General features: G+C 44.2%; 19 protein-coding genes. 12 read left to right on the plus strand and 7 right to left on the minus strand.

Annotated features, from left to right (window positions below; translation table 11 throughout):
• The first annotated feature begins 428 nt into the window (after positions 1-428).
• Complete coding sequence (locus K429_RS28330; RefSeq protein ID WP_025725670.1) at positions 429-1,325, plus strand: DUF4373 domain-containing protein; 897 nt, start codon at positions 429-431, stop codon at positions 1,323-1,325.
• Positions 1,326-1,634: 309 nt separating this feature from the next.
• On the opposite strand, the gene K429_RS0100195 is transcribed toward K429_RS28330, so the two are convergent.
• Complete coding sequence (locus tag K429_RS0100195) at positions 1,635-2,459, minus strand: Rpn family recombination-promoting nuclease/putative transposase (protein WP_044096420.1); 825 nt, start codon at positions 2,457-2,459, stop codon at positions 1,635-1,637.
• 139 nt (positions 2,460-2,598) lie between these two features.
• Positions 2,599-4,248, minus strand: a complete 1,650-nt coding sequence (gene ltrA, locus K429_RS0100200; protein ID WP_369796031.1) for a group II intron reverse transcriptase/maturase — start codon at positions 4,246-4,248, stop codon at positions 2,599-2,601.
• A gap of 753 nt (positions 4,249-5,001) precedes the next feature.
• On the opposite strand from ltrA, the gene K429_RS0100205 reads away from it, so the two are divergent.
• The 11 genes from K429_RS0100205 to K429_RS0100250 all read left to right on the plus strand — a co-directional run bounded on the left by K429_RS0100205 (position 5,002) and on the right by K429_RS0100250 (position 18,216).
• Positions 5,002-5,769 (plus strand): hypothetical protein, encoded by a 768-nt coding sequence (locus tag K429_RS0100205; protein WP_025725673.1) that lies wholly within the window; start codon positions 5,002-5,004, stop codon positions 5,767-5,769.
• A gap of 11 nt (positions 5,770-5,780) precedes the next feature.
• Positions 5,781-5,960: a hypothetical protein gene (locus K429_RS30150; RefSeq protein ID WP_147343425.1), complete on the plus strand. Its 180-nt coding sequence runs from the start codon at positions 5,781-5,783 to the stop codon at positions 5,958-5,960.
• Between the two features lie 7 nt (positions 5,961-5,967).
• Positions 5,968-6,933 carry a hypothetical protein gene (locus K429_RS0100210; protein ID WP_025725674.1) on the plus strand — a complete coding sequence of 322 codons (966 nt, stop codon included), beginning with the start codon at positions 5,968-5,970 and terminating at the stop codon, positions 6,931-6,933.
• A 238-nt stretch (positions 6,934-7,171) separates the two neighbouring features.
• Positions 7,172-9,538, plus strand: coding sequence for an ABC transporter permease (locus K429_RS0100215; RefSeq protein ID WP_025725675.1), 2,367 nt, complete (start codon positions 7,172-7,174; stop codon positions 9,536-9,538).
• 99 nt (positions 9,539-9,637) lie between these two features.
• Positions 9,638-11,002: a sigma-54 dependent transcriptional regulator gene (locus K429_RS0100220; protein WP_025725676.1), complete on the plus strand. Its 1,365-nt coding sequence runs from the start codon at positions 9,638-9,640 to the stop codon at positions 11,000-11,002.
• Between the two features lie 27 nt (positions 11,003-11,029).
• Complete coding sequence (locus K429_RS0100225; protein ID WP_025725677.1) at positions 11,030-12,397, plus strand: PAS domain-containing sensor histidine kinase; 1,368 nt, start codon at positions 11,030-11,032, stop codon at positions 12,395-12,397.
• A 125-nt stretch (positions 12,398-12,522) separates the two neighbouring features.
• A complete protein-coding gene (locus K429_RS0100230; protein ID WP_044096250.1) occupies positions 12,523-13,851 on the plus strand; it encodes a TolC family protein in 1,329 nt (442 codons plus the stop codon).
• 45 nt (positions 13,852-13,896) lie between these two features.
• Complete coding sequence (locus K429_RS0100235) at positions 13,897-15,150, plus strand: efflux RND transporter periplasmic adaptor subunit (RefSeq protein WP_025725679.1); 1,254 nt, start codon at positions 13,897-13,899, stop codon at positions 15,148-15,150.
• 42 nt (positions 15,151-15,192) lie between these two features.
• Positions 15,193-15,882, plus strand: a complete 690-nt coding sequence (locus K429_RS0100240; RefSeq protein WP_025725680.1) for an ABC transporter ATP-binding protein — start codon at positions 15,193-15,195, stop codon at positions 15,880-15,882.
• A 102-nt stretch (positions 15,883-15,984) separates the two neighbouring features.
• Positions 15,985-17,526, plus strand: a complete 1,542-nt coding sequence (locus K429_RS0100245; protein WP_007210731.1) for a glycine--tRNA ligase — start codon at positions 15,985-15,987, stop codon at positions 17,524-17,526.
• Between the two features lie 21 nt (positions 17,527-17,547).
• Positions 17,548-18,216: an FKBP-type peptidyl-prolyl cis-trans isomerase gene (locus tag K429_RS0100250; protein ID WP_025725681.1), complete on the plus strand. Its 669-nt coding sequence runs from the start codon at positions 17,548-17,550 to the stop codon at positions 18,214-18,216.
• Between the two features lie 67 nt (positions 18,217-18,283).
• On the opposite strand, the gene K429_RS0100255 is transcribed toward K429_RS0100250, so the two are convergent.
• The 5 genes from K429_RS0100255 to K429_RS0100275 form a co-directional block, all read right to left on the minus strand.
• Complete coding sequence (locus K429_RS0100255) at positions 18,284-20,143, minus strand: serine hydrolase (protein ID WP_025725682.1); 1,860 nt, start codon at positions 20,141-20,143, stop codon at positions 18,284-18,286.
• Entirely contained in the window at positions 20,140-20,961 is an 822-nt protein-coding gene (gene murQ, locus K429_RS0100260) for an N-acetylmuramic acid 6-phosphate etherase (RefSeq protein ID WP_021968228.1), read from the minus strand. The genes K429_RS0100255 and murQ overlap by 4 nt, the downstream gene beginning before the upstream one ends.
• A 53-nt stretch (positions 20,962-21,014) precedes the next feature.
• Positions 21,015-21,854 (minus strand): ATPase, encoded by an 840-nt coding sequence (locus K429_RS0100265; RefSeq protein ID WP_007210727.1) that lies wholly within the window; start codon positions 21,852-21,854, stop codon positions 21,015-21,017.
• Between the two features lie 134 nt (positions 21,855-21,988).
• Positions 21,989-23,176, minus strand: coding sequence for an acyltransferase family protein (locus K429_RS0100270; RefSeq protein ID WP_025725683.1), 1,188 nt, complete (start codon positions 23,174-23,176; stop codon positions 21,989-21,991).
• A 26-nt stretch (positions 23,177-23,202) separates the two neighbouring features.
• The gene (locus K429_RS0100275) at positions 23,203-26,187 is read right to left on the minus strand and encodes an FAD-binding and (Fe-S)-binding domain-containing protein (protein ID WP_025725684.1); all 2,985 of its coding nucleotides are present in this window, start codon (positions 26,185-26,187) and stop codon (positions 23,203-23,205) included.
• Positions 26,188-26,279 lie beyond the last annotated feature (92 nt).

The raw sequence follows: 26,279 nt of genomic DNA on the forward strand, positions 1-26,279 counted from the left end.
ATGTATTTACTTTTTATTAATTTCAAGACTCATATGTGTTATTTGATGCTTAAAACAGGAGGAAAAATAGGCTATTTGTTCTTAAAGCTGGATATAATGACTTTTTTGTGGATTATGTGGAAAATAATCATTTGCCTTGTGTCCGATGAATGTTTTGAATCCACTTCTGTATGTTTTGTATATGCTTTCGTTCTGTTCAAGCGGATTTGTAAACCACTGCACGTACTGTTGCACTTGCGAAACTAGAGCCTATTTATTAAAGAAATGCCACGGATTAGTTATTATTAACATATTTGCGCTATGTACAGTTTAAGGCCGAAAATCTTTGTTAGAAGCCTCCTATAGGGGTGAAAAGGTCGTAAGACCGTACATTTTATTGGTTTCTTCAATGCTTATCTTTGCGGGGTCAAATAAAAAAATAAAGAAATATGAAAAGAAACTTCTACCTTCAGCATCCGCTAATGGCAATGCATGATCCCAGAATGCAGAATCTGCTGGCTAAGGAAACGCTTAAAGGAACCGGTGCCTATTGGTTTATTATTGAGAAACTGGAGTTATTGCCCGAGTCGCGTGCTCAGGTGGAATACCTGCGCCCTTTCTGTAAGGTCCATAAGATTTCTTTTGCTTATATCAAGAAAATCATTTTCGGATACCAGCTTTTCAACTTTGAGGAGGATGGCTATTTTATGCCTGCGGAACTGAATCCGATACATGAACGGACGGAACAAACGATATGTGAACGGCCGGAAAACTATGTTGCGACTGGCGTGGATTGCACTGGAAACCCTGAAGAAAAGGTTCAAAAAACGCTCAAAAACAAGCGGGAATCATCGAAAAAAGAGCGAAAAATGGCTGAAAATGGTCAAAAAGTGCTTGGGAATGAAGGGGGAAAAGAATGCTTTTTATTTGATAAGTCGCTGAAATACAATAGCATTAGTCCAAATGAATATGCTACAAATAAAGAGAATATAAAAGATATAATAACAACAGCAGCAACAAGAAAAGAAGAAAAGACTGCTGCAGCTGATGATGATTTATCTGCCGTTACTTTGACGGAGAGAAACCGCGCTTTGTCGCCCGGAATATCGAGCTTCATCATCCCGAATGCCACACTTCAACGTCTCAAATGCCACACTTCAGTGCCCCAAATGCCACACGTCAGCGCAGTAAATGCCACACTTCAGCACAGCAAATGCCACACGTCGCACTTGCCCAGGTATGGCATTAGGGACGATGAAGTGTGGCATTCTGTTCTATCAATCACGCAGCTTATGCAGTGTAAGGAAATCGAAAAATCCGCTATTTCTTCTTTTACAGGAAGTTAAGAGTTTGTCAACAAGGAGTTAACTTCCTGTCGACAAACTCCTAACTTCTTGTCGACAAGAAATTGATACTTTGTAACGTATTGATAATCAGAGGTGATATTCCCTTGTGCAAAAAGTATGTTTATTCGCATATATTACTTGCTTTTTACATGTCTCTTACGTTGTTCCGTCACGGAATCGGATTGAGTGCCTGAAATTATATTGCTTATTGTGAATGAGAACAAGTAATATAAGAAATTCGATTGAACAGAAGAAAGAGTCCTATAGCCACAGAGTTTCTCTGCCAGCTACAGGGCTGCATTTAATTGGTTATAAAGCGTCAATCTTCGCTACTGTTAAACCGGTAGTTTTAACTATCATGTCAACAGGAGCACCCAGTTGTTTCATATTACGGGCCATAGAAAGGTAAGCTTCCGCACGCCCTTCCGCACGTCCTTCAATCTTCCCTTCCAGTTTGGCTGAATCCAGCACATCGTTTTGAATCATCACGGCGCTCAGATGCTCGTCATAAGCCATGCGTTCTTTAGGAGGCATGGAAAAGTATCTCAGTTTCTCCTGGGCCTCGCTTAGACCGGGAGCAGTGGTGTCGGGGCGAATGGTGCCGTCCTTTAAATATTTCATCCACTCTTCGAGCGGGGTGACGGCCACTTTGTCGAACTCGTTCACACGGATAAGGACATATTCGGGAAATGTCTCGGCCGGCATGCGGGAGACAATGGTATCACGCTCCTTGACATTCACCTGAAGGTGGTCGCCCGTATGGATACCTACGAAATGGTTCTGCCCGTAATACAGATAGTCACTTCCCTTTCCGATGTCGAAGTAGAGAACGCTGATGGAGTAGATTTTCTTCACCTTATAATAGGTCTCACCCAGCGAGATATGCTCGGTTATAGCCTTGGAAACGCCATAAAGAATTCGCTCCAGATAATAAAGCTCGCGGGTGTTCTGTATCTCGATGATGATGATCTCATCCTTACTATTGCGTGCCTTGATGTCCACACGGTTGAATTTATCTTCAACAGACAGCTGATTGCTTTCACTCTCCAGAATTTCCAGAATGGTGACTTTTTCACCCAGAAACACGGTGAGGAAACCTTCAAGTACGCCGAAGTTCGCCTTCTGACGTAGCAGGCGGTCGAGTAAGTTAGCAGCCTTTCGGCTGCTTCCTCCTCTAAGAACCGTACATGAAAGTTTCCCGTCATACGGCTCAAGCAATTCAAAGCTTCCCTCTGTTGGGAAGCCGGTTCGTCTAGTTCATTCTTATTCCATCCTATGACTTGTGAGCACACTCCAAATGGATCAGATATTTACTTCGTTTACCATTTCTTGTCAATTCAGTAACTATCCACTTTCTTTCCTTATCAATAGGTTCTTTACATAGAGGGCACAGATGTTTCTGACGTATCCAAATATGTAGTAAAGAATTTCTCCCTGATAAGGAAGCACGCATTTGTTGTGTTTGCCGCTTTGCAAAGTAAGGTTGCCACCAAGGATCAAACGGATTAGCAGCATTGGTGATTTTGGGGTGACGGACAATTTTAATGTCTGTCAACCGTTTAAGCTTAGGAGAGTAACGGGTAACGTTATCTTCTTGCCTGAGCATAAAACACCACTCTCGATTGCCGGATTTATGGAAGTATTTGTTGATTATCCACCTTTTACCCTTATGTTTGTGGCGGCGGTAACACCATTGCAGCAACTTATTGAATATCCGATGGTCTGCCTTATTGAACACCACCGATGATACTCCGTGTCTGTAGTAGTTACCCCAGCCGCTAATGATGGGGTTAAGCAGGTTAATCAACATTTCCTGTGAGACGGCTTTGTTTGATTCGATCACCTTGTAGACTTTCTGTGTAAAGCTGTTTACCTTCTTTTTCTGGGGCATAGTCAGTAGCTTTCCCTTGTATTTTCGGATATTGAATCCCAGGAAGTCAAATCCTTGGTCAATATGGGTAATCAAGGTCTTTTCTTCCGACAATGCCAAGCCTCTTTCTTCAAGAAACTTTTTGAGTCTCGGTAATACCTCTATCTCCAACAATTCCCGGCTTCGCCCGGTGATGATGAAGTCGTCGGCATAGCGTACCAGATTGACTTTGGGGGAATAGCGCCTATTATCCTTAGTGGTAGGTCGAAAGCAACTGAGCAAGGTTTGCATACCGTCCAGTGTCATATTAGCCAACACCGGAGATATGATTCCACCCTGCGGGGTTCCTTCATTGGTGGGGAACAGTTGTTGCTTGAATACGAAACCGCATTTGAGCCATTTGCCCAGCATCCTTTTATCCATCGGGATATTTTGGATGAGCCACTGATGGCTGATATGGTCGAAACACCCCTTGATGTCTCCTTCGAGCACCCATTGAGGGGATTTTTCTTTCGCCAAGTCAGTGAAACATTGTTCGATGGCATCCTGAGTGCATCGTTTCTTCCTAAAACCATAAGAGACTACGTCAGCGGTGGTTTCTGCTAGCGGTTCAAGAGCCAGCAGGTAAAGTGCCTGCATGGCACGGTCTTTCATCGTAGGGATCCCTAGCGGACGTGTCTTTCCGTTGGACTTACGGATGTGGATGCGTTTCAGGGGTTGCGGACGATAACCTCTGCGTTTGAGACTGGAGACTGCCTTTGCTTTGGCTGTGTCGGTAGCCCATCGCACATGGTCTACTCCCGAGGTTCGGCTGCCTTGACTGGATGTTACTTGCTTGACAGCCAAAAGCCTGGCTGAATAAGAATGTGTCAGAAGCCATTGAAGGCTTTGTACCTTACTATGGCGACCGGCCTGACGAGCCTTTACAATACGCTCCTGTAGTTTTCGCACAATGATCCTGTGACGTGACCAGTCTATTGTAGACCAGGCTGTCGGGGCATCGTGTGCAGATGCACACGGAGAATAATCTCCGCTCATTTGACTTTTCTGCATTGGAAAATTCTGTAGGGTTCTTGTAATGAATTACCATAGCAGAAGTCTGCACGTTTTCACGTAGGGTGAGGTTTAAACCCTTATCCGTTCGATTACAGAACGACGTTCGCTTTCTCTGCTTTCCTTTACCCGCATATCCGTGAGAGGGCCTTACGGCTTTCGCTCTTCACCTCACGGTTAGAACTTAAGGAGGGTTACGTTGTCACGATAACTTCACACAAAACTGTTACCGGTAATGCATGTATCGTTAGGCTACTATTGACGGAACAATAGGTTTAAGTAGAGATTAAACAATTAGCATCAGAACTTCATGTCGCACCTTGATGGCCCAGTCGAAACGTACATATTTGTCTTGAAGTTCTTCCATTTCTTTGATTATTAATTAAGAATACGTTTGTTATCAACAAAGGTACATTTTCTTGCGAAAAGAACAAGCATGTGTGCGGATTAAAAATCCTGATACTCAAACAATCGGATTACAAATCCGATTGAACAGAGAGTTTGTGTACTTGAACGGAGAACAGATTGAACGGATTACAAATCCGGTTGAGAGTTTGTGCACTTTGATTTTAGGGCGTACATTAATCTGTTTCACTGAGAATGAGAACAAGTAATGTAATTTCAGGCAAATTCTTTAAACGGATGGCGGAGAGGACAGAATCTTACCTTTTCAGGAATACGATAAAAACTAAGTTTAATTTGTTATTCAATAAAAAATAGATAACTTTGTTCTAACAATAGTGAGATCAGAAAATGTGTAAGATTAAAGAGTATACAAAAAATGTCAATAGCTTAAATGAGTCCATATCTTTTCGGATGGACTTTTTTAGCGTACCTTCATTTAAAAATGAGTTCGTAGAAAACATAGGTGAGATTCTAGGATTCCCTTGTTTTCAGGAGCGGCTTATAACAGAAGAGGAAAAACAAAAGATTGATATTGATTCTGTTGTCAACACATTAGATAATTCCATTGAAGAAATAATCTCTAAGAAGATTTATAAATACTTCGATTTCAAGATAAGTAATATTGATTGTGAATTATATATTAGCCATTATTATATATTTCTTTATATAGACTATAGTGGATATGATGGTGATGGAGATTATTTGGCTGAGGTTTGTAATATTTTCAATCAACTGAGAGAGTTTTCATCAAAATTAACCCCTCAAAAACTATCATTTATAACTTCCTATCATGCACAGGCAGATGAAGGACAATTGTGGAAGGTGTTTGATAAGGAAGCGTTTCCTTTGATGGAAAGTGACAATCTTGTTAATGGAAGATATGCGGATCAGCATGAATATGAGGCTTTGAGTATTTATTTAGTTAGAGAAATTCGTAAAGGATATGATAAGGAGACTCAAAATATTATATATGATGTAAATGTTACTTCATATGCTACGAGGGTTATTAATTCTATAAAAAATATAGATTTTAATGACATCTTTTCTCAGATGTTAGATAATTCTCATAAGGAGGTGACTCGCTGTTTCACTCCTAAATTTATAGGTTCACATTAAATTCATTGTATATGAGTAAAGTATTTTTCACAGGTAAAGACAAAAAGAGAGTTGTTGCAACTTCGCCTGTAAAGTTTGAACCGATTGCAGAAATGAATTCTGTAATTTCTGGTATTTCAAGAAGCGTTAAGGTTACAGCTTCATTAAATAAGTCTTATTCCGTTGTCACAAAAGCATATAATAAAAAATGAGTGAACAGTGAAGGAGATAGAGTTTTCCATTAAAGATTTTAAATCTCTTCAGATACATTTCTATACAGTAGGTTATCCACAAGAGGGAGAGGCTATTTTGACCATAATATGTGATAAACAGGAGGTGCTGTTCACCTCACTGACGGATTGTTATAAAAACGTATCTCAAAATTATAATCATATCAATGCCATTCTGGCGGCGCATGGTAATCCTTCTGTTAATGTTTTTATCTGGACCCACCCTGATCAGGATCATTCCATTGGGATACCTGATGTTTTGGAAATGTATGATCCGAATCACAATGCTCTTATTTACATGCCCAGTGCTTTTGATCGGGAAGATAAATTTGCAATTTGTGCGGATGCAACTTGCGCTTTTCAGTATTTACATCGGAATTACAATAGTGGCTGCAAGTATAACATTATCCCTGTCAGTCTGAGTGACGGAGAAAGCCGAAGTTTATACAAAATGAAGTTTGTGGAAACTAGAAGTTTTAGAAGTATTCATTGCAGTTTTAATTTTCTTGCTCCATTTGGAGCATTGGAGTGGCGTAGGAGCGCAAATCATGCTAAATTCGTCATGAATGATTTATCAATCGTTTATGCGCTGAGATTTAATGGTATAGATTTTTTGTTCTGTGGTGATCTTGCAAACCAAAGTGTAAAATTTATTAAAGAAGATTTTCTGCAGAATGTGTTTTTTATAAAAATACCTCACCACGGTTCGGATGAACCTATAAGTTTCATAAACAAACTTGTAGAGAATCAAGTGAGAAATGCGATCTCTACCACTACTGTTTATCAGAATAACCTCCCAGTACAAAGTGTACTTGAAAAGTATAAGAATTTAAATCATGATGTTTATTGTACCGGACGGGGAGATAGCGAATTTGGCTGTATAAAGACAACTATCAATATTGTCAAACTAATAAATAACACGAGTCTTACGGGCAATGCATATAGATTGAACTGAAAAATCGTGTATGTATTTACGGGGAGCCGCATAATAACAATAGAATGACTTCTTATTTTTTCCATTGACTGTAAACTAACTTAACACTTTTGTTTGATTGAGCGCAATCAATCTTCTGATTATTAGCTTTATATCGTTTTGGCACAGAATTGGATATATAATTGGTGGAAAAGAACAATTATGTTTTATCTTTGATGCCGGATAGTCGGCTGTAACTTAAAAAAGAGCGATTGACCCAATGAAACAGTTTATTAGAAACTTCAACAAGCAAAAGGTAGTAGGGACCCTGAATATATGTAGCCTCAGTCTTAGCATAATGGTTTCCATCGTTGTGGGCCTGTGGGCCATAAACGAACTTACCTATGATAATTTCTATCCGGATGGAGATAGAATGTATAGAGTCGTGCAGAATTTTGAGCTCAATGGAAAACCGATCAGGGCAGCTACTTCCTTCAAACCGCTGGGTGAAATTGCGGAAAAAGAACTTCCGTCCATTGAAAAGATGTGCCGGATTGTAAGCAGGACTATGGGGGTGACTTTTCATAATATGGTTCACTTTGGAGTGCCCTCTCTTGTGACTGACCACAACTTCTTCTCATTTTTTGGTTTTCCATTGAAAGAAGGAGATATTGAAACGGCATTTTCCGGAACTAATAATGCGATTATTACCGAGTCGGCTGCCAGGAAATATTTTCCGGATGAAGATCCTATCGGGCAGCGAATTGTGTCGCATGGTTATGATTTCTTTATTTCGGGAATAATGTATGATATACCCCGTAATTCGCATATACAGGCTGAAGTTATCTTACCTATGTTCGGGAGTTTCAAGAGCTGGGAATGGGACAGTGGCTTTTATTATGATACTTATTTCATTCTTTCACCCAGTGCCGACTTAAATCTGATAGGGGAGCGTCTCACCCAAATCAATAAAGCCGGGGCGGGTGACTTTTTGAAAAATGCCTATAATGAGGTGGGATTGGAACTTGTCAGGGATATACATTTCAGTAAGACGGAGCCCGGGTTTGATAATGCTGTGAAAGGGGACAAAAGCTTCTTGCAAATATTAGTTTTCACAGCTTTGGTAATTTTGATAATAGGCTGTATTAACTTTACCAATTTGTTTATATCCACCGCATTTATCCGTGCCAGGAGTATCGGCATCAAGAAATCTCAGGGAGCCGGAAGGAGAACCTTGATATTGGAATTTTATAAAGAAACGGCTGTCTATGTTTTTATTTCCGTGGTAGGAGGATTATTGTTGGCTATGCTGACGCTACCTGTCTTCAATAATTATACAGGTTCAACTACAGTTCTCGACTTTTACAATCCTCAACTTTATGTATTCCTTTTCTGCCTGATAATTGTTACGATTCTGATTGCCGGTTCTTTCCCGGCATTCAGGATGACAAAGTTTGGCATCATTGAAACGATTGGCGGCAAATTCCGTGGAAAGAAAATGTCGGCTTTTCAGAAAGCATTGGTTATCATTCAGTTTACTTCCTCAATTAGCCTGTTGATCATCGTGTTCTTTTTCGGCAGACAAATTGATACCCTCTTATCTCAGGATCTTGGGTTTGATAATAAAAATGTGTTTTATGTGAATGGTTGGGGAGCGTTTGGTGCCGATTATAAATCACTGCGCAATGAACTGAGGAAGAACCCAGCTATTGCAGATGTTGCCATGAAGCAATATGATTTACCTTTACGCATGGGAAATGGGGTGGGTGTCCGCAGTCTGGATGGCGATGAAGCCATATTGATAGATCTTTCGGAAGTATCCCCAAACTATTTTGATTTTTTTGATATGGAGTTTTTGGCCGGTGAGAACCCTTTATGGCTGGAAACTGCTGCGAATTCCCGCTATTGTGTGATAAACGAAGCTGCGGCACGTGCTCTCGGTTTGGAAGACAATCCGGTGGATGTATCTTTCATGTATATATCCATTGGGCAGAAACTAATAGAGAATGACGGAAAGACCTATACGGTGAAGGGAGTGATACGTGATTCTTATGTGAAGTCACTCCATGAGACTCCCGGTGCCCAAATGTATCTGAATCTGTCACGTGATGATCATAATCCTATTTTTATCCGGACCGTTGGTAACCCGCAGGATGCTATACAAGCGATGGAAAAGATGTGGAAGGAAATCAATCCGAATGTTCCGTTTGAATATCACTTTCTTGATGAAACTTATGATGCGCAATACAAAGCGGAAATGAATGCACGCAATGTGCTGAGCTATGCACTGCTGATTACATTTATTATTTCGGCAGCCGGACTTTTTGCTATTGCATTTTACTCTACGCAACGCAGGATAAAAGAAATAGGAATACGCAAAATAAACGGTGCGAAGGTGACTGACTTATTGTTGCTGTTAAACAAGGATGTGGTAGTCTGGGTCGTAATTTCATTCTTGATAGCCTGTCCCATAGCTTATGTATTTCTATATAATTGGCTGGACGATTTTGTGGTAAAGACCTCTCTGAGTTGGTGGGTATTCCTGATAGCGGGTGTATTATCTGCACTGGTAGCACTGATTACAGTTAGTTACCAAACCTGGAGGACGGCAACAGCCAATCCTATTGAGTCATTAAAAACCGAATAAACGAATTAGAAGATAATTTTTTATTCTGCTGGAATATTACGATATTTGTTCGTGAGAAATTGTAAATCAGGGCGAAAACCCTTTAAAAGAAATACCTGAATGAAGAAAGGAAACATCCTCATTGTCGATGATAATAAGAATGTACTCAGTGCTCTGAGAATACTTTTGAGCGATTATTTTGAGAATATCGTTTTGCTTACTTCTCCCAATACACTTATGTCCGAGTTGCGGGATAAGAATCCGGATGTGGTGCTGCTTGACATGAATTTCTCGGCAGGTATCAACTCCGGTAACGAAGGATTGTTCTGGCTGTCTGAAATCAAGAAAGCGGATGAAGAACTTCCTGTTGTGCTTTTCACGGCTTATGCTGATATAGACCTTGCCGTGAAAGCCCTCAAAGGTGGTGCAACCGATTTTGTGGTGAAACCGTGGGATAATGCCAAGTTACTGGCAACTCTGCAATCGGCCTATTCGCTGCGACAATCCCGTAAAGAGGTGAAGAAACTGCGCGAGAAACAGAGTGTTCTCAATCGGGATATTCAGAAAGAAGAAGATATCTGTTGGGGAAAATCTCCTGCCATGCAACGCTTACTCACCATGATAAAGAAAGTGGCCGTAACGGATGCAAACGTTCTGATTACCGGTGAGAATGGAACCGGCAAGGAACTTATTGCCAAAATGATACATCGCTACTCTCCCCGGGCTGCGGAAACACTTATCAGTGTGGATATGGGCGCTGTTACCGAAACCCTTTTTGAGAGTGAACTCTTCGGGCATGTGAAGGGTGCTTTCACGGATGCTAAAGCGGATAGGCCCGGAAAGTTTGAGGCCGCTGACGGTGGTTCGCTTTTTCTGGATGAGATAGGAAATCTTAGTTATCCTTTACAGGCAAAATTACTTTCGGCTTTGCAAACACGGCACATTACGCGTGTGGGAAGTAATAAATCTATTTCGGTGGATATCCGTCTGATTTCGGCTACCAATAAGAATTTGTTTAAGTCTGTGAAGGAAGGAGAGTTTCGGGAAGACTTGCTGTACCGTATCAATACAATTCATTTGGAAGTGCCGCCTTTGCGTGAACGCCGCGAAGATATTCCGCAACTGGCTGATTTTTTCCTTCGTCGTCTGGCAAGGAAGTACGGTAAAAGTGATTTGAAACTGGGCGAGAAGGCCCTTTGTAAACTGGAAAGTTATGCCTGGCCCGGAAATGTGCGGGAATTGGAACATGCGATAGAGAAAGCTGTTATCCTGAGTGATAATCAGGAATTGCAACCCAATGATTTTTATATGCGTACGCCGGATGAGACTTCCTTTGTCGTGGAGTCTTTCACCCTTGAAGAGATGGAAAAAATTCTGATAGAAAAAGCATTGCGGAAGTATGATAACAATATTTCTGCTGTAGCCGCCGAACTTGGAATTTCGCGTCCTACGCTTTATAGTAAAATAAGGAAGTATGAACTTTAACCGGATGCCGGCTACGGAGATAAAAGAATGTTTAAATCAATAGAATACAAACTGATAATCTACCTGCTGGTATTGATGGTTTCGCTTGTGGCGGCTACTTTGTTGTTGGTTCGTGGAGAAATCGCTTATGGTGTGGTATGTGCGGTTATAGTTGTATTCTCTTTATTCAGACTGTTCAGAAATTACAGGAAGTTCAACAAGAATATCCTGTTTCTGCTGAATGCGATGGAGAACGGTGACTATTCCTTCCACTTCTCCACCAACCGGATGTCTCTTCGCGAAAAGGAACTGAACCGGATGATGAACCGCATAAAGGACATTCTGGTCAAGGCAAGGCGTGAGATTATAGAGAATGAAGAATTTCTCGGGACAATCGTGGAGAGTGTATCCACCGGTATTATCATTACCGATGAAGAGGGGTACGTACGCAATGTCAATCATTCGGCTACGGAGTTTTTGGGACTGAGTAGCCTTTCCCATCTGAATCAGCTGCGCAATGTAGATGAATCGTTCCCTGCTCTTTTTCTTCATCTGAAACCGGGTGATGTACAGCTTCTGAAGATCGCCAATGAGCGGGAAGAGACAGAGATTAGTCTACACTTGACTAAAATCGTTATTTCCGGTATGTCGCTTCGGATTATTACACTCAATAATATCGGTAGTGAACTGGAAGCTAAAGAAATGGAATCGTGGATACGTCTTATCCGGGTGATGACCCATGAAATCATGAATTCCATTGCGCCGATTACTTCATTAAGTGAATCGTTGTTGTTTTCGTTCCGTTCCCGTGCCACAGAAATGGCAGGTAATTCCCTTTACTTGAATACTGTAGATGCCCTTGAAACTATTAATGCTACTACTAAGGGATTACTGAATTTTGTGGAATCCTATCGTCAGTTCACACGTATTCCCCAGCCGCAAATAGTACCTCTCGATACGAAACAGCTACTTGGGAAGGTAATTCATCTTTGTTCCCCTAAGATGAGAGAAGCGGGAGTGGAGGCAAAGGTTATCCAGGAAGGGGAGATACCGGTTTTGTATGCTGATGAAAACCAGGTATTGCAGGTACTCGTCAATCTGGTGAAAAATGCAGTGGAAGCTTTTGGAGGGGAAGAAGGAGGGTCTGCTTCCGGCAGGAAGATTGAACTGGCGGTCATTACTTCTTCCCGTCAGACGGTTATTGAAGTGCGCAATAATGGAACTCCTATTCCTCAGGAAGTACTTCCGCATATTTTTGTGCCATTTTTCACTACGAAGGAGGCGGGATCAGGCATTGGCCTGAGTCTTTCACGCTATATCATGCGTTTGCATGGCGGTAATCTGAAGCATTATGTCGTCAGGGAATGGACGGTATTCGGGATGGTGTTCTGTAAAGTATCTCCCCTGCAAGTGTAAAGCTATCTTACACTGATATAATCTGTGGCTTCTACTTAAATCTTTGGAAATTAGCCTGTTCTGAGTTTGGCATACTTCTGGATATATATTACTTGAATATTACAGTAAACAATATCCGGAAACTTATGAGAAAAGTAGCATGTATTTTTATTTTCCTGACCGTTACTATGATGCTTTGCAGTCAGACTAAAATATGGACGCTGGAAGAATGTATGGAGTATGCCGTACGGAACAACATGCGGGTGAGTAGTCAGGAAGCCCGAAATAGAAACTATACCCAGAATTATCGTGAAGCTATCGCCAGGCTTCTGCCTTCTGTTAAAGCAAATGTAAATACAAATCTCAGTTTTGGGCGTGGTTTGGATTCTGAGACAAATATTTATACGGATGTAAATTCATTCAGTAATACTTATGAGATTTCTTCCGGACTGGTTTTGTTCGATGGGCTGACAGGTATCACCCGTGCCAAAATGCAAAAGGTGAGTATCTTATTGGGAAAACAACAATTACAGGAAATCAAGGATATAACAGCCTATGAGACTATGGAGACTTTCATTAATACGGTTTTCTGTTATGAAATGGTCGACTTGGCCGGACAACAATGGCAGGAGAGCATCCAAAATCTTCAACGTACAAAGCGCATGGAAGAACTCGGACTGAAATCTTCGCCGGATGTTGCCGAGCTGGCTGCAAAAGAAGCTGCCGACAGTTATAATCTGACCCGTCAAAAGAATCTTCTTAAAATAAGTATCATCCGTCTGAAGGAGAAAATGTATTTCCCTATTGATGAAGACTTGCAAATAGCCGGATATGATAGCCTTGAAGCCGTAGCCAAGACAGAAGACTCTCCTCTGGATATCTACCGGCATGCACTTCTGTTTCTGCCTACCGCACAGGCCGCTGAGGCTTCTTTGCGCATCCGGCAGCTTTCTTATCGGGAAGCAAAGGGGGCGTTATTTCCTACACTTGTGGCTCAGGGTGGGATATCAACCGGATTCGCGCGTTTTATGGACGGTAGTGAATATATTCCTTTTTCGGAACAGTTCAGGAATAAACGCGGATATTATGTCGGTTTTTCCCTTTCCTTTCCTATTTTCGATGGACTGGCCCGGATATCAAATGTGAAAAGAGGTAAGCGGGAGCTTATTATTGCCCGGAATGAGAAGGAGGAAGCCCAACGTACTTTGTACAGTGAGATAGAACAGGCGGTGGCTGACATGAACGGGCAGGCCGATGAGTTTTATCAGGCCGTCCGGCAGGAAGAGGCCATGCAGGTAGCCCATCGACTCAATATCCGTAAGTACGAGGAAGGGCTCATCAATGCTATCGAACTACACGCAAGTGCCAATCGTCTTATGCAGGCAAGGTTGGCAAAGCTGAATGCACGGTTGAAATATAATCTCAAAAAGCGGCTTGTGAATTATTATAAAGGAGAACCTTTCATCAGTGAATAGAAAGACATCGGTCAGTAATAATCTAATTAAAATGTAAATGAAATGATGGATACCCTTATCGAACAGAAAAAAGGATTTAAAAAGAAATATATATCGTATGTAATTGCCGGTTTGTTGTTAACTTTAGCAGTCGGATGGTTATTCTTTGGCAATAGGACCCGTAGGGTACATGTGGATCGGAACACATTGAATATACAATCGGTTATGGTGGGATTATTCAATGACTATATGCGCGTCAACGGACAAGTATTGCCCATTCGTACAGTGCAGTTGAGTGTAACGGAAGGTGGTATGGTAGCCGAAAAGATAGTGGAGGAAGGAACTATGGTGAAGCAGGGTGAAGTGATTGTGCGCCTCACCAATCCGATGCTTAATCTCAGTATCCTCGATAGTGAAGCGCAATTGGCCGAGAAACAGAATTTCTTGCGGAATACATTGCTCGATATGGAACAGAACAGGCTGAGCCTGAAAAAAGAACAGTTACAATTTGATATTGAAGTGGGACGGCAAAAGCGGAGGTTTGAGCAGTACAAGCGTCTGTATAATGAGAAACTTGTGTCGAGAGAAGAGTACTTGCAGGCGCAGGAAGAATATGAGTTGGCTTTCAATAGACACAATCTTGTGGTTGAAAGCCGGAAACAGGATTCTATCTATCGCAGTGTGCAAGTAGAGCAGCTTGAGGAGAGTCTGGACAATATGAGGCGTAATCTTGTGCTGGTACGTCAACGTGGTGAAGACTTGAATGTGAAAGCTCCGGTAAGCGGACAACTCGGATTGCTTGATGTGGAGATAGGACAGTCCATTGCTACCGGAACGAGAATCGGACAAATCAATGTTCTGTCTGATTTTAAGGTGGAGGCTTTTATTGACGAGCATTATATCGACCGTGTCCGGGAAGGGCTTAATGCAACTTTCGAACGTCAGGATAAGGATTATGAATTACGCGTCAGAAAGGTATATCCGGAAGTACGTGACAAGCAGTTCAGGACTGACTTTGTGTTTGAAGGTGAACGTCCGGATAACATCCGTGCCGGACAGACATATTACATCAACCTGCAACTGGGACAACCGGTAGAGGCAAACCTCATTCCGCGCGGAGCATTCTATCAGAGCACAAGCGGACAATGGATTTTTGTGGTGACTCCGGATGGGAAGAAAGCTGTACGCCGCAATGTGCAGATTAAGCGTCAGAATCCAATGTACTATGAGGTGATAAGCGGACTTGAACCCGGTGAGAAGGTTGTAATTTCAAGCTATGAGAATTTCTCGGACGCGGGAGAACTGGTATTGAAGGATTAAAGAATGTGGTAATAAGTTGAAACTGATAAAAGAATAAAGAATATGATTGAAATTAAAGGATTGAATAAAGTGTTTCGTACTGAAGAGGTGGAAACAACAGCGATTAACAATATTTCCCTGCAAGTGGAGAAAGGAGAATTTGTAGCTATTATGGGGCCGTCAGGGTGTGGTAAATCTACTTTACTCAATATTCTTGGGATGCTTGATAGTCCTACTTCTGGTAAATATTATTTGGATGGTGTTGAAGTGGGGCATATGAAGGAAAGTGAGCGTACCGAAACTCGGAAAGGAAAGCTCGGATTTGTATTCCAAAGTTTTAACCTGATCGAAGAAATGAATGTTTTTGAGAATGTAGAGTTGCCGTTGACTTACATGAAAATAAAACCCTCGGAACGGAAACGCCGGGTAGAGGAAACTCTGAAAAGAATGAGTATTGATCATCGCGCGGGTCACTTTCCTACTCAACTTTCCGGTGGACAGCAGCAGCGCGTAGCTATTGCCCGTGCCGTAGTAATCAATCCGATGCTGATACTTGCCGACGAACCGACCGGAAACCTTGATTCCCGGAACGGACAAGATGTAATGGAACTTCTGCTCGAACTGAACCGGCAGGGAACTACCATCGTTATGGTGACTCACTCGCGACATGATGCCTCGTATGCCCACCGCATCATCAATCTGTTTGACGGACAGATTGTGACGGAAGTGCAAAGTGAGAGTTTGTTACGATAAGATAAATTAATACCCCACCTGCCCGACTTATGATATAAATCCCTATCTTTGTGGCGCTTTTTAATAAAGAACAGGATTAAAATTAATAGATATAATAAAAAAATGGCACAAGAAGACGTTTTTAAGAAACTCGTATCACACTGTAAGGAATACGGTTTCGTATTCCCCTCCAGTGACATCTACGACGGATTGGGAGCAGTGTATGACTACGGTCAGATGGGTGTGGAACTGAAAAACAACATTAAACAATACTGGTGGCAGAGCATGGTGTTGCTGCACGAAAACATTGTCGGCATCGACTCCGCTATCTTTATGCACCCCACCATCTGGAAGGCTTCCGGACACGTAGACGCATTCAATGACCCTTTGATTGACAACCGTGATTCCAAGAAACGTTATCGTGCTGATGTGCTGATTGAAGACCAACTTGCAAAGTACGACGATAAAATCAATAAAGAAGTTGCCAAAGCTGCCAAGCGTTTCGGAGAGGCTTTTGATGAAGCGCAGTTCCGTAGCACAAATGGTCGCGTATTGGAACACCAGGCTAAACGTGACGCATTGCACGAACGTTTTGCAAAGGCTCTGAATGATAATAACCTTGACGAGCTTCGCCAGATTATTCTGGATGAAGAAATCGTTTGCCCCATCAGCGGTACAAAGAACTGGACGGAAGTTCGTCAGTTCAACCTGATGTTCTCTACAGAGATGGGTTCTACTTCGGATGGTGCCATGAAGATTTACCTGCGTCCTGAAACAGCCCAGGGTATCTTTGTGAATTACCTGAATGTGCAGAAGACCGGTCGCATGAAGATACCTTTCGGTATTGCACAGATTGGTAAGGCATTCCGTAACGAGATTGTTGCCCGTCAGTTCATTTTCCGTATGCGTGAGTTCGAACAGATGGAAATGCAGTTCTTCGTGAAGCCGGGTACTGAGCTGGAATGGTTCAAGAAATGGAAAGAAATCCGTTTGAAATGGCATAAGGCATTGGGATTCGGTGATGATCACTATCGTTATCATGATCATGATAAGTTGGCTCATTATGCGAATGCAGCTACAGATATCGAGTTCCTGATGCCGTTTGGCTTCAAGGAAGTAGAAGGTATCCATAGCCGTACGAATTTTGATTTGTCGCAGCATGAGAAGTTCTCAGGTAAGAATATTAAGTACTTCGATCCCGAAACGAATGAAAGTTATACTCCGTTTGTTGTGGAAACTTCTATTGGTGTGGACCGTATGTTCCTCAGTATCATGTCTGCTTCTTATTGCGAAGAACAACTGGAGAGTGGAGAAAGCCGTGTAGTACTGAGATTGCCTGCCGCACTTGCTCCTGTGAAGTTGGCTGTAATGCCGTTGGTGAAGAAAGACGGTCTGCCTGAAAAGGCTCGTGAGATCATCGACTCATTGAAGTTCCACTTCCACTGCCAATATGATGAAAAAGATAGTATCGGTAAACGTTATCGTCGTCAGGATGCCATTGGTACTCCGTACTGCGTGACTGTTGACCACCAAACTCTGGAAGATAACTGCGTGACGCTGCGTAATCGTGATACGATGCAACAGGAACGCGTGGCTATTGCTGAACTGAATAACATCATTGCAGACCGTGTTAGCATCACTTCATTGCTGAAGGGGTTGCAATAAGTAATACAATAAATTAATAGAATGAATAAAAGACTCTTAATATTTCTACCTTTCCTGTTACTCTTGGCAGGTGTATTTACTTCTTGTGAAGAAGTAGAGGAAGTAGGTAAGTATGATAACTGGCGAGAACGGAATGAAGCTTATATTGATTCATTGAATCTGATCATAGGTGGTCGGGCTGATAGAATTATAGAAGGGGCGAAATATGAAGGTGATAACGGTGACTCTGTTAAGCTTAGTAAGATTCCTGTAGGTGAATTATTTGCTATTAAGGATAACTACAAGAGTACAACAGAGAATTCTTTGTATATTTATTGTAAGAAAATATCGCCAGACAATCCCGATGGGGAGCGTCCGCTTTATACGCAGTCAGTTACGACATACTATTATGGTACAATAATACTGGGGGATAGATTCGATGGTAATTTTGTTGGTTACAGCGCAATAGACCGCGGCGTACTGCTTTCTGAAGGCGAGGGCGCCAAGGTGCCTACGGACTTTGATTCTCCATCTTCTTTTAGTGTGACAGGTGTCGTTTCTGGATGGACTACAGTATTGCAATATATGCATACGAAAGAACGCTGGATATTGTATATTCCTTACCAATGTGGATATGGAGAAAGCGGATATAGTTCAATTCTTGGTTATTCAACTTTGACATTTGATATGCAATTAGAGGCAGTAAAGTAGAGGCTCTTTATAAAATAGATAGAGAGGCTGCTCGATATCGGGCAGCCTCTTGTGTTTATAGGGGAGTCTACATCTTCTTTTTCAACGCTTTCACCCAAATTTTATATCCTTCTTCATTCAGGTGTGAGCCGTCACTGGTCAATTCTTTGCGAAGCACATTCGTGCCTTTCTCTGTAAATAACGGGAAGAGGTTGATGAATGTAATTTTGTGATCTTTAGCTAAAACTTCCAGTTGTGCATTGATTTCGGGAACCATGTCGGTTTTCCCGGTTAGCTTTTTGTAACGTCCGAAGCTCTCATCGAAAGGCAGGAGACTTTGCAGGTAGAGTTTCGTATCAGGAGATTCACGCTGAATGCGCTCTACGGTCATGCGTATCATACTGACGATGCTGTCCGCTGTGAGGTCGTGTGAGATGTCATTGACACCGGCAAGGAGGAATAATTTCTCTGGGTGTCCCGGAAGTATCTGGTGTAGACGGTCGTAAATGCCCATAACTTCGTCACCGATGATACCACGGTTACGGATGTCTTTCTTGTTGAGGCGGGTGTTCCAGTTGCCGCCACCTTCTGTAAGGCTGTTGCCCACCATGACGATGTCTTTGGAGGTAATGGCAGGTTCATCCATGAATTGGAGGAAGCGCTTATAATAATGATCCGTATAAATACGTGGGGTGGGATAGATAGAAGCTGCAACGACATTGGCTATCAGAGAGCGCAGACGAACCATGCTGTGACCGTCTTCGGGATGCACGGCATTGACGAGCAGGATGACGGAAGTATCGTTGTCCGGATCTATGATGATGGAAGTACCGGTGTATCCGGTGTGCCCGTAGGTGTTCGGACTAAAATAATCTCCGTTATTGGAAGCGTAGGCGGTGAAATTATCCCATCCTAAAGTGCGTCCTAATGTAGCAGTGGCACGGGGGACGGTACGCATAGCTTTTACTCCCAATGGGCTGAGGATGCGGTGTCCGTTCCATTCTCCGCCGTTTTGCAGGGCGGCGCAGAGGACAGCTATGTCTTCGGCACAAGAGAATACGCCGGCATTGCCGGAAATACCACCATTCATGACACGGGCGAGTGGATCGTGTACTTGTCCGCAGAGGACGCTGCCGTCGGATTGCTTCTCGGTAGGAGCGATGAGGCTATGCCAGTCACCTTCGGTAGAGGTTGCCCAATGGGCATCTGCTGTATTGATCCATTTCCCATCCTTATCGCGCTTGCAGGGGAGATAGTCGGTATGGGCCATACCTAATACATCAAATAGATTTTCGCGGGCGAAGTCACGTAAGGATTGTCCGCTGACGGTTTCGATGATGCGTTGCAGGGTGATGTAGTTAAGGCAACTGTATTGGAAGTCGGTCTGCGGCTTGAAGTCGCGGCGGCAGTTGGCTATGTACTCTATCATTCCGTCGGGACTGGGGGAACCATATTGTTTTTCCAATTCACTGGTTGGGGCATAAGGGGGGAGACCGGAAGTATGTGTCAACAGGTCGGCGATGCGGATGATTTTCTTATCTTTTCCGTCTTCGCTCACCCAGGACTTAAATTCAGGTATGTAGAGGCTGACGGGATCCAAGAGACGGAGCTTACCACGTTCTGCCAGGATATGGGTACAGATGGCAGTGGACATGGATTTACTACATGAAGCCATATCGAAAATAGTGTTTACAGTCATAGGCTCGGTGTTAGGGTACACACGCTTGTTGCCGTATGCTTTGAGGTAGGCCATCTTCCCGTTGCGTACTACAGCGAGTACGGCACCGGGAATGTCTTTATTGGCGATGGCGGTTTCTATCGCTTCGTCAGCGTACAACAAATGACGGGAATCCATGCCGACTTGTTCGGGGGCAACACGTTGCAAGGATTGTGCATTGGCTTGCAGGGCAAGCAATACAATGAAGAAAAAGGAAGAGAGGAGTTTCATAATGTTACCCCCCTATAAGCATCTACTGCCTTTTTCACTGAACCATGCATTAGCAACAGTGCCTTTGCCTTTCCATAGTCCAATCCCAGTTCTTCTACGATCATGCGGGTACCACGGTCTACCAATTTCTGGTTACTCAGCTGCATGTTCACCATCTTATTACCTTTCACGCGGCCCAGTTGTATCATGACGGAAGTGGTAATCATGTTCAGTATCATTTTCTGTCCCGTACCCGATTTCATGCGTGAGCTTCCTGTTACATATTCTGGTCCTACAATCATTTCGATGGGAACATCTGCTTCAGCCGCCATCGGAGAGTCGGGGTTGCTGGTGATGCAGCCTGTAAGAATGCCGTGCTCACGTGCTTTCTGCATGGCGCCGATAACGTAAGGAGTCGTGCCGGAAGCAGCAATGCCGATGACGGTATCTTTATCCGTAATGTTACGTTCAACTAACTCTTCCCAACCGCGACGCATATCGTCCTCCGCATTTTCCACCGGGTTACGCAAAGCTGTATCACCGCCTGCTATCAGTCCGATGACGAGTGTAGGAGGCATACCGAATGTTGGAGGAATTTCTGATGCATCCAGCACACCCAGGCGACCACTGGTGCCAGCTCCCATATAAAAGATGCGTCCGCCTTGCTTCATGCGCGGAACGATTTGTGTCACCAGTTTCTCAATCTGTGGGATGGCTTTTTGAACAGCCAATGCTACTTTCTGGTCTTCTGTGTTGATGTCCTCCAATATTTCGCGGACAGATTTCTTTTCCAAGTCGTTGTAGAGCGAAGGTTGCTCTGATATTTTTACGAATGCCATGATGATGATGAGATTTATGATTTATAATTTATGATTTATGGAGGCTGGGGTGATTAGCTATGGTAGCTAATCAGGCCTTCCATGGGGCTCTGGAGGATGGTGCCTATTTGGACGCCCATTTCCTGTGCGGCCTCGGTAAGTACCTCCTTATAATGGAATGCTACGGAGCCGATGAAATGTACCTTGCTATGCTGATAATCGTATTGCATGACGTTCCTTTTCAGGAAAGCCTTGAAACTGTTCAGCACCAGCGTGCGCACACAAGGCTCGTTCAGATTCTGAGCGAGGAATGGAGACAGGCTTGCCAGGAACCGGTTCGGGAATGGTTTACGGTATACACGGTCGATGATGTCTGCCGGTTCCAGATTGAACTGCTTGAGGAACTTCTCTTTCAGTTCCGGAGTCATCTGATTTTTCAGAATATCACCTACCAGCAACTTACCCAGGCAAGCACCGCTACCTTCGTCGCCAAGAATGAAACCCAGGGGAGAGACGTTGGCACCAATGTGTTTGCCGTCGTAGTAACACGAGTTGGAACCTGTGCCCATGATGCAGGCTATGCCCGGTTCGTGTCCACAAAGTCCGCGGGCGGCGGCAAGCATGTCCGTATTTACTTCCACTTCGTCGCCCGAAACCTGGAGATGTTGGATAATGGCACGGTGTACCATGGCTATTTTGTCGGGGAAGCCACAGCCGGCACCATAAAAGTACACAGCGTCGAAGGCATTGGTCGTTAACTGGGGCAGCAGCGCTGTCGCAATTTCATTACTGATCTCCTCTTCCGACTGAAAGAAAGGGTTGGTACCTTTCGTAGAAATCTGCTGGATGAGTTTACCTTTCTCTACAACACACCAATCGGTTTTTGTAGAGCCACTGTCTGCTATTAATATCATATCGTTTTAAGTTTAATTATTTACTTGTTGTTTTAAGGAGTTAGAGGAGTTATCGCTTCGCTGGGAGTTAGAGCCGATAGTCTTTTTATTATAAGCAGAAGTATCGGCTTTAACTTCTATAACTCCTTTATCTCTTATATCTTGATATATATCTTCCGTTTATACAATTGATAGCCGATGCACCAGTTGATGGCTACAAAGAGCAGTGCGTAGGCCAGTGAACCGCCTGTCTCACCGAATATCGGCATAAGAACGATCTTGTATAAGAATCCGTGTATGCTGATGCTGCCATCGCCCCAAGGGAAGCTGATGCTGCCGAACAGGATACTTAGTACTCCACCCAGAACGTACATGAACAGGGGGTTGACACCGAAAGCCTCGAAGAAAGTGCACCATTTCTTGTATCCTTTTACGTCGATGATCCAGATGAGCAGTGCCAGGAAACTGGAGGCCAGTCCGCAAGTGGTGAGAACGAAGGTGGGAGACCAGATTTTCTTGTTGATAGGACAACCGTAGCTCAGCAGAAAGCCTGCAAAAGTAAGGATGGCACCAACCAGAAATAATTTGATCAGGTGAGAATTCAGTAAGGCTTCGCGGCTCTCGGCTCTATTGCTGTCCAGCATCATGCGACCCACGCAGAAGCCCAGCAATACATGGGCAATGGATGGGATGGTGCTTAAAAGACCTTCGGGATCAATGCCGTTGTCCTTGTACATGTGTGCGGGGGTGAGGATGGCACGATCCACTATGGAGAGGATATTGGTTTCGTTGTAAGCAAATCCGTTGCCACACATCAGCAGGATGAAGTAGCCTACCAGCAATGTGGCAATGAGATAAGGGATGTGACGGTGTTTCATGGTCAGCGCAATAATAGCGGTAGCACCGTAGCAAAGGGCCAGGCGCTGCATGACACCCAGGATACGGATGCGGTCGAAAGTCCAGACGGATGCCCAGAGCTGTTCGCCGAAGCTGAGACCTTCATGGGAGCCTGCCCAGTAGTAACAGAATCTGGAGAGCCAGCCGATGGCAAGTCCGATCAGGAAGATGATAATAGTACGCTTCAATATCTTCATGGCGGCTGCATGACTGAACTCGAAATTGTATTTCTTCAGGGAGATATAGGTAGAGATACCCATGATGAACATGAAGAAGGGGAAGACGAGGTCGGTGGGGGTGAGGCCATTCCATTCGGCGTGGCGTAAGGGGGCATATATATGTCCCCAAGTGCCGGGGTTGTTCACCATAATCATGCCCGCAATGGTGACACCGCGAAGGATGTCGAGGGCAAGAATGCGCTTGTTTGTCTTGGTCTGACTGTTCATTGTAATAAGTGTGTTAAGTTATTTATTCAATTGTCAATTCCCTTCGTACATTGGTCTACGAGATAGGCGATAGAGACGTAGGGGATACCTGAGTTGGTAGTCAGTCCTATTTCGCAAGTACGACTGTTAGAGTAGCCGATAGTGATGCCGGATGCTTCTATCTGCGGACGGAGTTTGCGCAAGGCATAGGAATTCAGTTCGGGATAGGTGAATCCGCGGTCGCCGGCAAAACCACAGCAGCCTACTTCTTCGGGTACGAAGACATGCGTAGCACAGAGTTTTGCCAGGGAAACAATTGTATCTGCCAGTCCCATTTTGCGCATGGAGCAGGTGATGTGTACTGCTACGGGGCGGTCGGTCTGCGTGAAGACCAGTTTGTCTCGCAGGAAAGTGTAGATGAATTCTGCAGGTTCGTAGAGCTTCATCTTTTGAATGGTTTCGCGCATGCGATGCAGGCAGGGGCTTTGATCGCAGAGGACAGGATATTTGCCTTGCTCGCTGGCTTCCCAAAGGGCGGCTTCGAGTTCTGCGGCTTTGCGATCGGCAATGTCGAGCATACCTTTACTTTCCCAGATGGTGCCACAACAGAGCTTATCCATGTCCTTGGGGAAGATGACTTCGTAACCGCCTTTTTGCAGGAGGGAGATCATCTTGTTTACCAAAGGTTGCTCCACGGGGGATTTTTTCGGGAGTCCCATGGTTTGGTTGATGCAGCTGGGGAAATAAACTACTTTGTCAGCTGTGGAGTTACGAGCTACAGAGCTACAAGCTACCAGTGTTGCGTTATCATTCTGCATAGTACTCGTAGCTTGTAGCTCGTCACTCATATCTGTTGCAGCTTGTAGCTTGTAGCTTGTCACTTTATAGCTTTTCGGCATGGCAGGCGTCCACAAAGGTATGCCCAATACATTGTGCATTCCTTTCGTAATGCAGCTCATGGCTTTGGTTCCTAATACGGAGTGTCCGAAATTGGCTAATGATAAAACGGGGCGCAGACTACTCTTAACACCGGCGAAGTGATTGGCTACGAAATCTCCTGCTTTATATCCGAGGCTACCTTTCGGTAGCGTTTCTTGGCGGATGATATGGGTCAGGTCACCTGTATTGATATTCATCGGGCAAGACATGGAGCACAGTCCGTCTCCTGCGCAAGTTTGATTGCCCGGGTAGCGGTATTGTTTTTCGAGTAGAGACAGACGTTCCGGGTCTGTACCGCTTTGTTTCAGACGTGATATTTCCCGTTGCAGTACAATGCGCTGGCGCGAAGAAAGGGTAAAGCCGCACGACAGGCAGTTCACTTCGCAGAAGCCACATTCGATGCACTTGTTTACTTTTTCGGCAGGACTGGCTTCGTCGATAGGAATCAACGGCAACGGTTTGAAGTTTTTGATGTGGCATTGCGGGTCATCATTGAAGATAACTCCTGGATTGAGTAACCCTTTCGGGTCGAACAACTGCTTGACTGCCTTCATGGCTTCAAAAGCTGCCTCTCCCCATTCATATTTCACGAAGGGGGCCATGTTACGTCCGGTGCCATGTTCTGCTTTCAGCGAACCGTCGTATTTATCGACTACCAGAGTCTTTACGTCATTCATCAGGTCCTCGTAGCGCTTTACATCGGCGTCGGTACTGAAGGACTGGTTCAGGATAAAATGGTAGTTGCCTTCCAGGGCATGACCGTAGATGCAGGCATCATCGTAGCCGTGGCGGGCGATGAGTTGTTGCAGGTCGGCAGTGGCTTCGGGCAGGTCTTCGATGTGGAAGGCTACGTCCTCGATGAGGCAGGTAGTGCCGGGTTGGCGTGTACCGCCTACGGATGGGAATATACCTGAGCGGATAGCCCAATACTTGGAATATTCTTCCGGCCGGTCGGTGAAGTGCACGGGGATATAGGTGCTGAAAGGTTTCAGACACTCTTCGATCACTGAGATATTCTGTTCCAGTTCCTCGCGGGTGCGGGCTTTGGTCTCGGTCAGCACGGCTGTGAGGCCGGAGGCATCGGCAACTTCTTGCTTATACTTTAAGTAGACAGGGTCTTCTACCGAAGAGAGGCTCTTGTAGTCCAGCAGTTCGGCGCCTTTTACTAATTTTTCATCCGCAGATGACACGGATGAAGAATTACGATTTGTCAACTCCTTCATCGCTACCACCGCCCGGCAGGCATCCTTGATACTGGTAAAATAGAGCATGGCGCTTGCCTTGTGCGGATAGTCGTACTCTGTGCGCATGGTAATCTGGGAAAGGAACGCAAGCGTGCCTTCCGAGCCTACCATCAGGTGGGCAATAATATCGAACGGGTCATCGAAGCGAATGAATGGCAGAAGATTCAATCCGGTTACGTTCTTGATGGAATATTTGTAGCGGATGCGTGCAGCGAGTTCTTCGTTGGCACGTATCTGATCCCGCAGTTCGCAGATGCGATTGTAGAAATCGGGGTGGGTGGCTTCGAAGGAAGCACGCGAAATATCATCCCCTGTATCCAGCACGGTGCCGTCCGCTAATACAATGCGGGCGGAAAGAAGCACTTTGTCACTATTGGCATGTGTGCCGCAATTCATACCCGAGGCGTTGTTCATGACGATGCCGCCTACCATAGCACTTTTCACGCTTGCCGGGTCCGGAGCAAACTTACGTCCGTAGGGGGCAAGAATCTCGTTAACCCGCTGACCGATGATGCCTGGTTGCAAGGTAATCTGTTCATGATCGGGAGAAATGCTGTACTTCTCCCAATGTTTACCGGCTATTATCAGGATAGAGTCACTAATGGCTTGTCCCGACAAACTGGTTCCTGCGGCACGAAACGTTACTGGCAGACCGTAACGGTCGGCAAGTCTCAACAGGTCGGAGATCTCCTCTTCGCTATTGGAACGAATCACGATTTGTGGGATAAGGCGGTAGAAACCCGCATCTGTTCCCCATGCCAACCGGCGCAGTTCGTCGGTATATATCCTATCTTGCGGAATAAGTCCCCTTATTTCCTGCAAAAACGAAGTGTAGCTACTTTTTACCATAGTGCTTTCGCCTTTCTTTTCCTTATCATTCTTTTCTTCTTTCACCGGCACCCCCGTCAGAATGTGCTGTAGGATTGTTTTAATGACATCCC

Origin of the sequence: Bacteroides sp. 14(A) (assembly GCF_000526555.1) — a bacterium.
Classification (GTDB): Bacteria; Bacteroidota; Bacteroidia; order Bacteroidales; family Bacteroidaceae; genus Bacteroides; species Bacteroides cellulosilyticus.

Excerpts from the sequence above, each read along its gene's own strand:
- K429_RS0100205 (WP_025725673.1), top strand. The coding sequence starts at position 5,002 with ATGTGTAAGATTAAAGAGTATACAAAAAATGTCAATAGCTTAAATGAG.
- K429_RS0100230 (WP_044096250.1), top strand. The coding sequence starts at position 12,523 with ATGAGAAAAGTAGCATGTATTTTTATTTTCCTGACCGTTACTATGATG.
- K429_RS30150 (WP_147343425.1), top strand. The coding sequence starts at position 5,781 with ATGAGTAAAGTATTTTTCACAGGTAAAGACAAAAAGAGAGTTGTTGCA.
- K429_RS0100245 (WP_007210731.1), top strand. The coding sequence starts at position 15,985 with ATGGCACAAGAAGACGTTTTTAAGAAACTCGTATCACACTGTAAGGAA.
- K429_RS0100225 (WP_025725677.1), top strand. The coding sequence starts at position 11,030 with ATGTTTAAATCAATAGAATACAAACTGATAATCTACCTGCTGGTATTG.
- K429_RS0100265 (WP_007210727.1), bottom strand. The coding sequence starts at position 21,854 with ATGATATTAATAGCAGACAGTGGCTCTACAAAAACCGATTGGTGTGTT.
- K429_RS0100235 (WP_025725679.1), top strand. The coding sequence starts at position 13,897 with ATGGATACCCTTATCGAACAGAAAAAAGGATTTAAAAAGAAATATATA.
- murQ (WP_021968228.1), bottom strand. The coding sequence starts at position 20,961 with ATGGCATTCGTAAAAATATCAGAGCAACCTTCGCTCTACAACGACTTG.
- K429_RS0100255 (WP_025725682.1), bottom strand. The coding sequence starts at position 20,143 with ATGAAACTCCTCTCTTCCTTTTTCTTCATTGTATTGCTTGCCCTGCAA.
- K429_RS28330 (WP_025725670.1), top strand. The coding sequence starts at position 429 with ATGAAAAGAAACTTCTACCTTCAGCATCCGCTAATGGCAATGCATGAT.
- K429_RS0100220 (WP_025725676.1), top strand. The coding sequence starts at position 9,638 with ATGAAGAAAGGAAACATCCTCATTGTCGATGATAATAAGAATGTACTC.
- ltrA (WP_369796031.1), bottom strand. The coding sequence starts at position 4,248 with ATGCAGAAAAGTCAAATGAGCGGAGATTATTCTCCGTGTGCATCTGCA.
- K429_RS0100275 (WP_025725684.1), bottom strand. The coding sequence starts at position 26,187 with ATGGTAAAAAGTAGCTACACTTCGTTTTTGCAGGAAATAAGGGGACTT.
- K429_RS0100250 (WP_025725681.1), top strand. The coding sequence starts at position 17,548 with ATGAATAAAAGACTCTTAATATTTCTACCTTTCCTGTTACTCTTGGCA.
- K429_RS0100240 (WP_025725680.1), top strand. The coding sequence starts at position 15,193 with ATGATTGAAATTAAAGGATTGAATAAAGTGTTTCGTACTGAAGAGGTG.
- K429_RS0100270 (WP_025725683.1), bottom strand. The coding sequence starts at position 23,176 with ATGAACAGTCAGACCAAGACAAACAAGCGCATTCTTGCCCTCGACATC.
- K429_RS0100215 (WP_025725675.1), top strand. The coding sequence starts at position 7,172 with ATGAAACAGTTTATTAGAAACTTCAACAAGCAAAAGGTAGTAGGGACC.